This is a genomic window from Streptomyces sp. AM25 (genome assembly GCF_058146165.1).
Window position 1 is genome coordinate 1 of the sequence record NZ_JBKIWN010000035.1, and the last position, 13,035, is coordinate 13,035.

Annotated in this window: 12 protein-coding genes, 1 pseudogene and 1 riboswitch; of the genes and pseudogenes, 12 read left to right on the forward strand and 1 reads right to left on the reverse strand. The window is 71.3% G+C overall.

Annotation, left to right across the window (positions count from 1 at the left end; all coding sequences use genetic code 11):
* From ACLHRZ_RS32065 to ACLHRZ_RS32075, 3 genes are all read left to right on the forward strand, one after another.
* On the forward strand, positions 1–556 hold a 556-nt coding region (locus ACLHRZ_RS32065; RefSeq protein WP_490422108.1), incomplete at its 5' end, for a DNA-processing protein DprA.
* 235 nt (positions 557–791) lie between these two features.
* Positions 792–1,628 carry an RNA polymerase sigma factor WhiG gene (gene whiG, locus ACLHRZ_RS32070; RefSeq protein ID WP_490422109.1) on the forward strand — a complete coding sequence of 279 codons (837 nt, stop codon included), beginning with the start codon at positions 792–794 and terminating at the stop codon, positions 1,626–1,628.
* 88 nt (positions 1,629–1,716) lie between these two features.
* Complete coding sequence (locus tag ACLHRZ_RS32075; RefSeq protein ID WP_490422141.1) at positions 1,717–2,274, forward strand: TetR/AcrR family transcriptional regulator; 558 nt, start codon at positions 1,717–1,719, stop codon at positions 2,272–2,274.
* A 147-nt stretch (positions 2,275–2,421) separates the two neighbouring features.
* Here the strand turns inward: ACLHRZ_RS32075 and ACLHRZ_RS32080 are convergent.
* Positions 2,422–2,883, reverse strand: a pseudogene (locus ACLHRZ_RS32080) (peptidoglycan DD-metalloendopeptidase family protein); the annotation flags it as partial.
* 294 nt (positions 2,884–3,177) lie between these two features.
* Here ACLHRZ_RS32080 and rpsB point away from each other — a divergent pair.
* The 9 genes from rpsB to ACLHRZ_RS32125 all read left to right on the forward strand — a co-directional run bounded on the left by rpsB (position 3,178) and on the right by ACLHRZ_RS32125 (position 13,014).
* On the forward strand, positions 3,178–4,047 hold the full coding sequence (gene rpsB, locus ACLHRZ_RS32085) for a 30S ribosomal protein S2 (RefSeq protein WP_490422110.1): 870 nt from the start codon (positions 3,178–3,180) through the stop codon (positions 4,045–4,047).
* A 171-nt stretch (positions 4,048–4,218) separates the two neighbouring features.
* A complete protein-coding gene (gene tsf, locus ACLHRZ_RS32090) occupies positions 4,219–5,055 on the forward strand; it encodes a translation elongation factor Ts (protein ID WP_490422111.1) in 837 nt (278 codons plus the stop codon).
* A 164-nt stretch (positions 5,056–5,219) separates the two neighbouring features.
* The gene (gene pyrH, locus ACLHRZ_RS32095; RefSeq protein ID WP_490422112.1) at positions 5,220–5,996 is read left to right on the forward strand and encodes a UMP kinase; all 777 of its coding nucleotides are present in this window, start codon (positions 5,220–5,222) and stop codon (positions 5,994–5,996) included.
* A 179-nt stretch (positions 5,997–6,175) separates the two neighbouring features.
* Positions 6,176–6,733, forward strand: coding sequence for a ribosome recycling factor (frr, locus tag ACLHRZ_RS32100; protein WP_490422113.1), 558 nt, complete (start codon positions 6,176–6,178; stop codon positions 6,731–6,733).
* Positions 6,733–7,803 (forward strand): phosphatidate cytidylyltransferase, encoded by a 1,071-nt coding sequence (locus ACLHRZ_RS32105; protein ID WP_490422114.1) that lies wholly within the window; start codon positions 6,733–6,735, stop codon positions 7,801–7,803. Before frr ends, ACLHRZ_RS32105 begins: the two co-directional genes overlap by 1 nt.
* 80 nt (positions 7,804–7,883) lie before the next feature.
* The gene (gene rlmN / locus ACLHRZ_RS32110; RefSeq protein WP_336415629.1) at positions 7,884–8,990 is read left to right on the forward strand and encodes a dual-specificity RNA methyltransferase RlmN; all 1,107 of its coding nucleotides are present in this window, start codon (positions 7,884–7,886) and stop codon (positions 8,988–8,990) included.
* Between the two features lie 52 nt (positions 8,991–9,042).
* Positions 9,043–9,148, forward strand: a riboswitch (TPP riboswitch).
* Positions 9,144–10,283 (forward strand): thiamine ABC transporter substrate-binding protein, encoded by a 1,140-nt coding sequence (locus tag ACLHRZ_RS32115; RefSeq protein WP_490422115.1) that lies wholly within the window; start codon positions 9,144–9,146, stop codon positions 10,281–10,283. It overlaps the preceding riboswitch by 5 nt.
* A gap of 95 nt (positions 10,284–10,378) precedes the next feature.
* Positions 10,379–11,992, forward strand: a complete 1,614-nt coding sequence (locus ACLHRZ_RS32120; protein ID WP_490422142.1) for an ABC transporter permease — start codon at positions 10,379–10,381, stop codon at positions 11,990–11,992.
* A complete protein-coding gene (locus tag ACLHRZ_RS32125; protein ID WP_490422116.1) occupies positions 11,992–13,014 on the forward strand; it encodes an ABC transporter ATP-binding protein in 1,023 nt (340 codons plus the stop codon). Before ACLHRZ_RS32120 ends, ACLHRZ_RS32125 begins: the two co-directional genes overlap by 1 nt.
* Positions 13,015–13,035 lie beyond the last annotated feature (21 nt).

The following is a 13,035-nucleotide window of genomic DNA, read 5'->3' on the forward strand; positions in this document are numbered from 1 at the left end:
ACCACCTTGGAGTGAAGTGCAGAGAAGGTTCGTGCTCCGGAACCGGGTCATCGCGGCCCTCACGCGCGGCACCGTGGTCGTCGAGGCCGAGTACCGCAGCGGATCGCTCGTCACGGCGCGGCGGGCGCGGGAGCTGGGGCGGTACACCATGGGTGTGCCCGGGCCCGTCACTTCGGGGCTCTCGGCCGGGGTGCACGAACTGCTGCGCGAGGGCGCGTGCCTGGTGTCCGACGCCGACGATGTCGCCGAGCTCGTCGGCGTGATGGGGGAGCTGGCGCCGCTGCGCCGGGGGCCGGTGGTGGCCCGGGACCTGCTCGACCCCGAGGCGGCCAGGGCGCTGGAGGCGGTGCCCGCGCGCGGGGGCGCACAGGCCCGCGCGATCGCCCGCGAGGCCGGGATGGGACGGGAGCGGGCCCTGGCCCGGCTCTACGAGCTCCAGGCCCTGGGCTTCGTGGAACGACAGGGTGACCTCTGGCAGTTGGCTGCCACGGCGTCAACATCCGGCACCCCCAAGCCCCCCGGACGGCAAGCCGGTGTGCGGCGAGGCGGTGCTTGACCTGGGGTGATCGGGTGAAAGGGTGAAGAGGACGACCGCTGCGGCCCCGTGACGGGCCCCCTGCCGTCGCGGGCGCCCCGCGGCCGTCGCCGTGACGTGCGGTCCGCGGAACGTATCTGCGCACACCGAAGGGGTCTCCTCGCGCACCGCAGTGCTCCAGTCACGCTACGCTCACGGGATTCCAGCCATCCGCACCACCCGATCCACGTCACAGCAGAACGGCTCAAGACGACGCATGCACCGGCACACCTCGGGTTCCGACCGCGCGGCGGCCCCTCCCGCGGCCCGCGGCGCCGTGCGCCCGCCCGCGCCCGCCACGCTCGAAGAGCTGTGGCAGGCGTACAAGACCTCGGGCGACGACCGGCTGCGGGAGCAACTGATCCTCCACTACTCGCCGCTGGTGAAGTACGTGGCGGGGCGCGTCAGCGTGGGCCTGCCGCCCAACGTCGAGCAGGCGGACTTCGTCTCGTCCGGGGTCTTCGGACTCATCGACGCCATCGAGAAGTTCGACCCCGCGCGGTCGATCAAGTTCGAGACCTATGCGATCACCCGGATCCGCGGTGCCATGATCGACGAACTGCGGGCGCTGGACTGGATCCCGCGCTCGGTCCGGCAGAAGGCACGGGCCGTCGAGCGTGCGTACGCCACCCTGGAGGCCGCCCTGCACCGCACGCCCACCGAGGCCGAGGTGGCGGCGGAGATGGGCATTCCGCTCGACGAACTGCACTCCGTCTTCAGTCAGTTGTCGCTGGCCAACGTGGTGGCCCTGGAGGAGCTGCTGCACGCGGGCGGCGAGGCCGGCGACCGGCTGAGCCTGATGGACACGCTGGAGGACACCACCGCCGACGACCCCGTCGAGGTCGCCGAGGACCACGAGCTGCGCCGCCTGCTGGCCCGCGCCATCAACACCCTTCCCGACCGGGAGAAGACGGTGGTGACCCTCTACTACTACGAGGGCCTCACCCTCGCCGAGATCGGCCACGTGCTCGGCGTCACGGAGAGCAGGGTCAGCCAGATCCACACCAAGTCCGTGCTCCAGCTGAGGGCCAAGCTGGCGGACGTCGGACGCTGAATCGTCCCTCCAAAACATCCCCTCCACCGTCGTCCTCCACAGGGCAGATCCGTAAAGTGGGACCGTGCCCAGGATTCGAGCGGCCTCAGTGGCCGAGCACCGGACCATGCAGCGCGGCGCCCTGCTCGACGCCGCCCGCTCCCTGCTGTCCGAAGGCGGTACGGAGGCGCTGACCTTCCCCGCCCTCGCCGAGCGCACCGGACTCGCGCGGTCCTCCGTCTACGAGTACTTCCGCTCGCGCGCGGCTGTGGTCGAGGAGCTGTGCGCCGTCGACTTCCCCGTCTGGGCCGCCGAGGTCGAGGCCGCGATGGAGCGCGCCGCCACCCCCGAGGACAAGATCGAGGCCTATGTGCGCCGGCAGCTGGCGCTCGTCGGCGACCGCCGGCACCGGGCCGTGGTCGCCATCTCCGCGGGCGAGCTGGACGCCGGTGCCCGCGAGAAGATCCGCGCCGCGCACGGCGGGCTGATCGCCATGGTCGTGGAGGCCCTCCAGGATCTGGGCCACGACCAGCCCCGGCTGGCCGCGATGCTGCTCCAGGGCGTCGTCGACGCCGCGGTGCGCCGCATCGAGCTCGGTGCGGCCGAGGACCCGGGGCACATCACCGAGGCCGCCGTCTCCATGGCCCTGCGGGGCGTCCGCGGCTGAGGCCGCGGCCGTGCTCCCCAGACGCCCGGTCAGCGGCAGCAGCCGCGACGGCGGGCGCCGCAGCATCCACGGCGGCAGCAGGCTCAGCGGATCGAGATAGACGTCCCCGCGCAGCAGCCCCCAGTGCAGGCAGCTTCCCGGGCAGTGGGAGAGGCCCGCGTCGAGGAGGCCCACCACCTGGCCCGCCGCCACGTAGTCGCCCTCGTGCACCGTCGCCCGCACCGGTTCGTACGTCGTGCGCAGGGGCGGGCTGCCGGTCCCGTCCAGCTCCACCGACAGCACGCCGCGGCCCGCGACCGTCCCCGCGAAGGACACCATGCCCGGCGCGGCCGCCCGCACCGGGGCGCCCGCGCGGGCGCCGAGATCCACGCCGCGGTGCCCGGCCGCCCAGCGCACCGGCGGCGGCTCCCAGCCCCGCACCACCGGCGGCCGCCCGCCCCGCGCCCCCGCCACGGGCCAGGCCCGGTCCGCACCGCGGCCGGCCGGGGCCGCCGACAGCAGTGCCGCACCGGCGGGCGGGGCGCAGATACAGAGCGCCACCGCCAGACAGAAGAGACCGAAGAGGCGGAAGAGACCGGATGCGTGCTGTTGCACGTGGTGCCGTCGCATGTGCTCACGGTGACGGATCGCGGCGGATTGCGGGGATCTTGACCGGGATCTGTGGACTACTCGCGGGTTGTGCACAACGCCGTCACCCGGGCCTTCTCCGGTCCCGTACACTTCTCATGGCGATCCGGGTCACCGGGTCGACTTCGCACGCCCCGCCACCGGTTGCCCGGTGGACGTGTCCCTCGGTCCGGCATCTCCTGTGTGCACACGGAGTGTGACGGCTGGCGCGTCGGGGCGTCAGGAGCGGCGGCCGGCCGGCCGCCGTGGAAACCGAGTATCTCAAGGAGCGCGGCCATGGCCGTCGTCACGATGCGGGAGCTGCTGGAGAGCGGCGTCCACTTCGGTCACCAGACCCGTCGTTGGAACCCGAAGATGAAGCGTTTCATCTTCACGGAGCGCAACGGCATCTACATCATCGACCTGCTCCAGTCGCTGTCGTACATCGACCGCGCCTACGAGTTCGTCAAGGAGACCGTCGCGCACGGCGGCTCCATCATGTTCGTCGGCACGAAGAAGCAGGCCCAGGAGGCCATCGCCGAGCAGGCGACCCGCGTCGGCATGCCCTACGTCAACCAGCGCTGGCTGGGCGGCATGCTCACCAACTTCTCGACCGTCTACAAGCGCCTGCAGCGCCTGAAGGAGCTCGAGCTCATCGACTTCGAGGACGTGGCCGCCTCCGGCCTCACCAAGAAGGAGCTCCTGGTCCTCTCCCGCGAGAAGGCCAAGCTGGAGAAGACCCTCGGCGGCATCCGCGAGATGCAGAAGGTGCCGAGCGCCGTCTGGGTCGTCGACACCAAGAAGGAGCACATCGCCGTCGGTGAGGCGCGCAAGCTCCGCATCCCGGTCGTCGCCATCCTCGACACCAACTGCGACCCCGACGAGGTCGACTACAAGATCCCGGGCAACGACGACGCCATCCGCTCCGTCACCCTGCTCACCCGCGTGATCGCCGACGCCGTCGCCGAGGGCCTCATCGCCCGCTCCGGTGTTGCCACCGAGGGCAAGGGCGAGAAGGCCGCGGGCGAGCCGCTGGCCGAGTGGGAGCGCGACCTGCTCGAGGGCGAGAAGAAGGCCGACGAGGCCGAGGCCCCCGCCGCCGCCGAGGCCCCTGCCGAGGCCCCCGCCGAGGCCGAGAAGCCGGCCACGGACGCCGAGCAGGCCTGACCTGCCGCACCGCACCGCGGGGGCCGGTGCCCCCGCGGTGTCCCGGTGGATCCACGGCCGGATCCCGTCCGTTGGACGGGGCCCGGTCGTTGTGGTGACCTCAAGACGGACCAGCCCATGCCCGGAGCCCAGGGCCCGGGACCAGGCGTAGTGCACGAGAAGGATTCAAGGATGGCGAACTTCACCGCCGCTGACGTCAAGAAGCTCCGCGAGCAGACCGGCGCCGGCATGATGGACTGCAAGAAGGCGCTCGACGAGGCCGAGGGCAACCTCGAGAAGGCCGTCGAGATCGTCCGCGTCAAGGGCCTGAAGGGCGTGGCCAAGCGCGAGAGCCGCACCACCGAGAACGGTGCGGTCGTCTCGAGCATCGCCGCCGACAACACCTCCGGCGTCATCGTCGAGCTCAAGTGCGAGACCGACTTCGTCGCCAAGGGCGAGAAGTTCGTGGCCGTCGCGGAGGCCCTGGCCGCCCACGTCGCCAAGGTCGCTCCGGCCGACGTCGAGGCCCTGATGGCCTCCGAGATCGAGGCCGGCAAGACCGTCCAGGCGTTCGTGGACGAGGCCAACGCCACCCTCGGCGAGAAGATCGTCGTGGACCGCTTCGCCGCCTTCGCCGACGGCTACGTCTCCGCGTACATGCACCGCACCGCCGCGGACCTGCCCCCGCAGGTCGGCGTGCTGGTCGAGCTGGACAAGGAGAACGCCGAGGTCGCCAAGGACGTCGCGCAGCACATCGCCGCCTTCGCGCCGAAGTTCCTCTCCCGCGACGCCATCCCGGCCGAGGTCGTGGAGAACGAGCGCCGCGTCGCCGAGGCCACCGCGCGCGAGGAGGGCAAGCCCGAGGCCGCCCTTCCGAAGATCGTCGAGGGTCGCGTCACCGGCTTCTTCAAGGAGCAGGTCCTGCTGGACCAGCCCTTCGCCAAGGACAACAAGAAGACCGTCCAGAAGATCCTGGACGAGGCCGGTGTCACGCTGAAGCGCTTCGCGCGCATCCGCGTCGGCGCCTGAGCCGCCCGGCAGGGCAGCGAACGACCTGCGACCCGCTAGGGTCGTATGCAGCCGACCGTCCACCGGCCGGCCGCTGATGTGACGAGGAGGCCATTGCCGCAGAGGGATTCGAAGAGAACCCGTCCGGCAATGGCCTTCTTCGTATGTGCACGAGGAGAATTCCAATGAATCAGGGTGCGGACGCCACGCAGGCCGCCGACAACAGCGCCGCCAAGGACACACGTCGCCGGTTCCTGCTGAAACTGTCAGGTGAAGCCTTCGCCGGCGGCGGCGGGCTCGGCGTCGACCCCGATGTCGTGCACGCCATCGCCCGTGAGATCGCGGCCGTGGTCCGCGAGGGCTACGAGATCGCCGTCGTCATCGGCGGCGGCAACTTCTTCCGCGGCGCCGAGCTCCAGCAGCGCGGCATGGACCGGGCCCGCTCGGACTACATGGGCATGCTCGGCACCGTGATGAACTCCCTCGCCCTCCAGGACTTCCTGGTCAAGGAAGGCGTCGAGACGCGGGTGCAGACCGGCATCACCATGGGCCAGGTCGCCGAGCCGTTCATCCCGCTGCGCGCCGTGCGCCACCTGGAGAAGGGCCGCGTCGTGATCTTCGGCGCGGGCATGGGCATGCCCTACTTCTCCACGGACACCACCGCTGCCCAGCGCGCCCTGGAGATCCACGCCGAGGCGATCCTCATGGGCAAGAACGGCGTCGACGGGGTCTACGACGACGACCCGAAGAAGAACCCCGACGCGGTCAAGTTCGACGCGCTGGAGTACGGCGAGGTGCTCGCCCGCGGCCTCAAGGTCGCCGACGCCACGGCCATCAGCCTGTGCATGGACAACAAGCTGCCGATCCTCGTCTTCGAGCTGCTCGCCGAGGGCAACATCGCCCGTGCGGTCAAGGGTGAGAAGATCGGCACGCTCGTGAGCGACCAGGGCTCGCGGGACTGAGAGCCCGCACGGCCGCCCGTACCGCCCGCCGACGGCCTCGGCGGGCCCGGGGCGGCAACTCCGCGCCGCGGGAAGACCCTCGGCACGGGGATGGACAACTGCCTGCCGGTCGGACACCGTGCAGGAGAAGACGCGCGCAGGGGCGAGGCTCTGCTTACTGATAACACCAGGAGCAAGTGGTGATCGAAGAGATCCTCCTCGAGGCCGAGGAGAAGATGGAGAAGGCCGTTGTGGTCGCCAAGGAGGACTTCGCGGCGATCCGCACCGGGCGTGCGCACCCCGCGATGTTCAACAAGATCGTGGCCGACTACTACGGTGCACTGACGCCGATCAACCAGCTGGCGTCGTTCTCGGTGCCCGAGCCGCGCATGGCCGTCGTCACGCCGTTCGACAAGAGCGCGCTGCGCAACATCGAGCAGGCCATCCGCGACTCCGACCTCGGCGTCAACCCGAGCAACGACGGCAACATCATCCGTGTGAACTTCCCCGAGCTCACCGAGGAGCGCCGTCGCGAGTTCATCAAGGTCGCCAAGGGCAAGGGTGAGGACGCGAAGGTCTCCATCCGTTCCGTCCGCCGCAAGGCCAAGGACTCCCTGGACAAGCTGGTCAAGGACAAGGAGTCCGGCGAGGACGAGGTGCGCCGCGCCGAGAAGGAGCTCGACGACACCACCGCGAAGTACGTCGCGCAGGTGGACGAGCTGCTCAAGCACAAGGAATCCGAGCTCCTCGAGGTCTGATGAACGACGCATCCTGGGGAGCTCCGCCGCACATGGGACACCGGTGGTCCCCCGACGGGGGATCCGTCGGCCCGGCGGGTCCTCTGCACGAGGCGGGCCTGGCGGCGCAGACTCGCCCCATGCCCATCGTGCCCGACGCAGGCGGAGACCAGGACGACCGTGAGCAGGGTGCCGCTCATGTCGGCGGCCCCCTGTTCCGCGATGAACAGGAGCCCGACATCCGGCCGCAGGAGCCCGCCGCCCCCCAGGCGTCGAAGAAGAGCGCGGGCCGCGACCTGCGGGCCGCGATAGGGGTCGGGGTCGGCCTCGGTGCCGTCATCCTCGCCTCCCTGTTCGTCTACAAGCCCGTCTTCCTCGGCGTGATCGTGCTCGCCGTGGTGGTCGGGCTGTGGGAGCTGACCTCCCGGCTCGCGGAGCGGAAGGGCATCAGGGCTCCCCTGGTGCCGCTGGCGATCGGCGGCGCGGCGATGGTGGTCGCGGGCTACGTCAACGGTTCCGAGGGCGCCTGGGTCGCCATGGCCTTCACCGCGCTCGCGGTGCTCGTCTGGCGGATGACGGAGCCGCCGGATGACTACCTCAAGGACGTCACCGCCGGCCTCTTCGCGGCCTTCTACGTGCCGTTCCTGGCCACCTTCGTGGCGCTGATGCTGGCCGCGGGGGACGGCGCCTGGCGGGTGCTGACCTTCCTGATCCTCACGGTGGTCAGCGACACCGGTGCCTACGCGGTGGGCTGGCGGTTCGGCAAGCACAAGCTCGCGCCGCGCATCAGCCCCGGCAAAACCCGTGAGGGCCTGGTCGGCGCGGTGGCGTTCGCGATGGTGGCGGGCGCGCTGTGCATGCAGTTCCTGATCGACGACGGCGCCTGGTGGCAGGGCCTGCTGCTGGGCCTCGCGGTCGCGGTCAGCGCCACCCTGGGCGACCTGGGCGAGTCCATGATCAAGCGGGACCTGGGCATCAAGGACATGGGCGCCCTGCTGCCGGGCCACGGCGGGATCATGGACCGGCTGGACTCCCTGCTGCCGACCGCGCCGGTGGTCTGGCTGCTGATGGTGGTCTTCGTCGGCTCCTGAGCTGCACTTTTATTGGTACGGGGCCTGCTGTCCGCTGGACGGCGGGCCCCGTTCCGTACGTCTGCGACACTGGAAGAACCATGCCTAAGCCCGGAGAACTCACTTTCGTCGCCCCCCGCGGAGCCAAGAAGCCCCCGCGGCACCTTGCCGACCTCAGCCCCGCCGAACGCCGCGAGGCCGTCGCCGCGATCGGCGAGAAGCCGTTCCGCGCGAAGCAGCTGTCCCAGCACTACTTCGCCCGGTACGCGCACGACCCGGAGGCATGGACCGACATCCCGGCCGCCGCGCGCGAGAAGCTCGCGAGCGAGCTGCTGCCCCAGCTGATGAGCGTGGTGCGGCACATCTCGTGCGACAACGACACCACCCGCAAGACCCTCTGGCGGCTGCACGACGGCAAGCTCGTCGAGTCGGTGCTGATGCGCTACCCCGACCGCGTCACCATGTGCATCAGCTCCCAGGCGGGCTGCGGCATGAACTGCCCGTTCTGCGCGACCGGTCAGGCCGGTCTGGAGCGCAACCTGTCGACCGCCGAGATCGTGCACCAGATCGTGGACGGCATGCGCGCGCTGCGCGACGGCGAGGTGCCCGGAGGCCCGGCGCGGCTGTCCAACATCGTCTTCATGGGGATGGGCGAGCCGCTCGCCAACTACAACCGCGTGGTCGGTGCCATCCGTCGGCTCACCGACCCCGAGCCGGACGGCCTCGGGCTGTCGCAGCGCGGCATCACCGTCTCCACGGTCGGCCTGGTCCCCGCGATGCACCGGTTCGCGGACGAGGGCTTCAAGTGCCGCCTCGCGGTCTCGCTGCACGCGCCCGACGACGAGCTGCGCGACACCCTGGTGCCGGTCAACACCCGCTGGAAGGTCCGCGAGGTCCTGGACGCCGCCTGGGAGTACGCGGAGAGGTCCGGCCGTCGGATCTCCATCGAGTACGCCCTGATCCGCGACATCAACGACCAGGCGTGGCGCGGCGACCTGCTGGGCCGGCTGCTCAAGGGCAAGCGGGTGCACGTCAACCTGATCCCGCTCAACCCCACCCCGGGGTCGAAGTGGACGGCCTCCCGTCCCGAGGACGAGCGGGCCTTCGTCGCGGCGATCGCCGCGCACGGCGTGCCCGTCACCGTCCGGGACACCCGCGGTCAGGAGATCGACGGGGCCTGCGGCCAGCTCGCCGCCACCGAGCGCTGAGCCCGGCCGATTGCCCGGCTGATACTGTCCATCTGCATCATTCGCACAAATGAACATCCGACAGGGGAGCGCACACAGCGCTGAGAGTGCGGCACGGCCCGCAGACCCTCGGACCTGATCCGGTTAGTACCGGCGTAGGGAGTCAGCTCGACCATGAACACCACCCTCCGGCGTGCCCTCGGGGCCGCCCTCGTCGGCGTGCTCGGCCTGCCCGCGCTCGCCGCGTGCGGCGGCTCCGGCAGCTCGAAGAGCTCCGAGTCGTCGGGCGGCAAGGGCGACAAGACCGTCACGCTCGTCTCGCACGACTCCTTCGCCGCCTCGGACTCCGTGCTCAAGGAGTTCACGCAGCAGACCGGCTACACCGTCAAGGTGCTCAAGAGCGGCGACGCGGGCCAGGCGGTCAACCAGGCCATCCTCTCCAAGAGCCACCCGCAGGGCGACGTCTTCTTCGGCGTCGACAACACGCTGCTGTCGCGCGCGCTCGACAACGAGCTGTTCACCTCGTACGAGGCCAAGGGCCTGGACCGGGTGCCCGGCGACCTCCAGCTCGATGCCGCGCAGCACCGCGTGACGCCCATCGACACGGGCGACATCTGCGTCAACTACGACCGCGCCTACTTCGCCGACCACAAGCTGGCCCCGCCGCAGACGCTCGACGACCTGGTCAAGCCGGAGTACAAGAACCTCCTCGTCACGGAGAACTCCGCCACCTCCTCCCCGGGCCTCGCCTTCCAGCTCGCCACCATTGCCAAGTTCGGCGATGGGGGTACCTCCCAGGGCGAAGCCTCTGGGGGAGGGTGGCAGGACTACTGGAAGAAGCTGAAGGACAACAACGTCGAGGTCGTCGACGGCTGGGAGCAGGCCTACAACAGCCGCTTCTCCGGCTCCGCCGCCGGCAAGAAGGCCAAGGGCGACAAGCCGCTCGTCGTCTCCTACGCCTCCAGCCCGCCGGCCGAGGTGCTCGACATGAAGCCGCAGCCGGACCCCAAGGACGCCCCCACCGGCGTCGCGACCGGTACGTGCTTCCGGCAGACCGAGTTCGCCGGACTGCTCAAGGGCGCCAAGAACCCCGACGGCGGCAAGGCCCTGATCGACTTCCTGCTGAGCAAGACGTTCCAGGAGGACATGCCGCTCCAGATGTTCGTCAAGCCGGCGAACCAGGACGCCAAGCTGCCCGAGGTGTTCACCAAGTACGGCGCGCAGATCGACAGTTCGGCCACCGTCGACCCGCAGAAGATCGCCAAGAACCGTGACCAGTGGGTCAAGGCATGGTCCTCGCTCGTCCTGAAGTAGGCCGTCCCGAAGCGGACCGTTCCGGAGTGACCGCACGGGACGCCGAAAAGGCGCCCCGTGTGACCGCCCGGCGGACGGTAACGCGGCTCGGTCTGATGGCCCTGCCGCTCGCTTTCTTCGGAGTCTTCTTCGCCTTCCCCGTCGCCTCGATCGTCTCCCGCGGACTGCAGAGCGACGGGCAGTGGCAGTTCGGCCGGATCGGCGAGGTGCTCGCCGATCCGGAGACGGGCCACGTCCTGTGGTTCACCACGTGGCAGGCCGCCGCCTCCACGGCCCTCGCGCTCGCGCTCGCGCTCCCCGGCGCGTACGTCTTCGCGCGTTTCGACTTCCCCGGCAAGCAGCTTCTGCGGGCCGTGGTCACCGTTCCGTTCGTGCTGCCGACCGTCGTCGCCGGCTCCGCCTTCCTGGCGCTGCTGGGGCACGGCGGACTGCTGGACGAGTGGTGGGGCATCCGCCTGGACACCACGGTCTGGGCGATCCTCGTCGCCCACGTCTTCTTCAACTACGCCGTGGTCGTACGGACCGTCGGCGGCCTGTGGGCCCAGCTCGACCCCCGCCAGGAGGAGGCCGCCCGCGTGCTCGGTGCGGGCCGTCTGGCCGCCTGGCGGCGCGTGACGCTGCCCGCGCTCGCGCCCTCCGTCGCGGCGGCGGCGCTGATGGTCTTCCTGTTCACCTTCACCTCCTTCGGCGTCGTCCAGATCCTCGGCGGACCGCGCTACGCCACGCTCGAGGTGGAGATCTACCAGCAGACCGCACAACTGCTGGACCTGCCCACGGCCGCGGTGCTCACGCTGCTGCAGTTCCTGGCCGTGGCCCTGCTGCTCGCGGTGCACGCCCGGACCGTGCGCCGCCGCGAGGCCACCCTGCGGCTGGTGAGCGCGGCACGGACCGCGCGCCGCCCGCAGGGGGCGGGCCAGTGGGCCCTGCTGGCCTCCGTCCTCGGCACGGTCGCCCTGCTGGTGCTCCTGCCGCTCGCCGTCCTCGTCCTGCGCTCCTTCGACGGGCCCGACGGCTACGGGCTCGCCTTCTACCGCGCCCTCGCCTCGGCCGGCGACAACGGCGGCACCTTCGTCGTCGCCCCGCTGGAGGCCATCGGCAACTCCGCGGCCTACGGGCTGGCCGCCACCGCCGTCGCCGTCGTCGTCGGCGGTCTCGCCGCCGCGGCGCTGACCCGGCGGGAGGGCAGGCTCGTCCGCGGTTTCGACGCCCTGCTGATGCTGCCGCTGGGCACCTCGGCCGTCACCGTCGGATTCGGCTTCCTCATCAGCCTCGACGAACCCCCGCTGGACCTGCGGACGTCCTGGATCCTGGTGCCGCTGGCCCAGGCCCTGGTGGGCGTGCCCTTCGTCGTACGGACCATGCTGCCGGTCCTGCGCGCGGTCGACCACCGGCTGCGCGAGGCCGCCGCCGTGCTGGGCGCCTCGCCGCTGCGGGCGTGGCGCGAGGTCGACCTGCCGCTCGTGGGGCGGGCGCTGGCGGTCGCGGCGGGCTTCGCCTTCGCCGTCTCGCTGGGCGAGTTCGGGGCGACCGTCTTCATCGCCCGCCCCGACAGCCCGACCCTTCCGGTGGCCGTGGCCCGGCTGCTCGGCCGCCCCGGGGAGCTCAACTACGGGCAGGCGATGGCCCTCAGCACGATCCTGATGCTGGTGTGCGCCGCGGCGCTGCTGGTGCTGGAACGCCTGCGCACCGACCGTACGGGAGAGTTCTGATGTCCATGCTGCGACTCGACGGCGTGACCGTCCGCTTCGGTGAGCGTGCGGTGCTGGACGCCGTGGACCTCGACGTCGCCGAGCACGAGACCGTCTGCGTGCTCGGGCCGAGCGGCAGCGGCAAGTCCACGCTGCTGCGGGTCGTCGCCGGGCTGCAACGCCCCGACGCCGGGCGGGTGTTCCTCGGGGGCGAGGACCAGGGCGGTGTGCCCGTCCACAAGCGCGGCGTGGGCCTGATGTTCCAGGACCACCAGCTCTTCCCGCAGCGGGACGTCGCGGGCAACGTCGGCTTCGGCCTGCGCATGCGCAGGGCCGGGCGGGCCGAGACGGAGCGCAGGGTCGCCGGGCTGCTCGACCTCGTGGGTCTGCCGGGCGCGCAGCGGCGCGCGGTCGCGGCGCTGTCCGGCGGCGAACAGCAGCGTGTCGCCCTGGCGCGGGCCCTCGCCCCGGAGCCGCGGCTGCTGATGCTGGACGAACCGCTCGGCCAGCTCGACAGGGGCCTGCGCGAGCGGCTGGTGGCCGAACTGCGCGAGCTGTTCGGGCGGTTGGGGACGACCGTGCTGGCCGTCACGCACGACCAGGGCGAGGCGTTCGCGCTGGCCGACCGGGTGGTGGTGATGCGCGACGGGCGCATCGCGCAGTCGGGGACCCCGCTGGAGGTGTGGCAGCGGCCGGCGTCGGAGTTCGTGGCGCGCTTCCTCGGTTTCGACAACATCGTCGAGGCGACGGTGAGCGGGGAGCGGGCCGACACCGTGTGGGGCCGGGTGCCGGTGCCGGCGGGGACGCCGGAGGGGGTGTGCCGGGTGCTGGTGCGGCCGGCCGGGGTTCGGCTGGGGGCGGTTGCGGAGGGGGTGCCGGGCGAGGTGGTTTCGCGGACGTTCCGCGGGGACCGGGTGGCCGTGCGGGTGCGGCCCGAGTGCGGGCCGGAGTTGGAGGCGGTTTGCCGGCTCGGTGAGGCGCCGGGGCCGGGGGAGCGGGTGGGGGTGCGGTTCGACGTGGCCGAGGTGGTCGTCCTCCGCTGAGGCCGTGACCGGGGGCTCCGC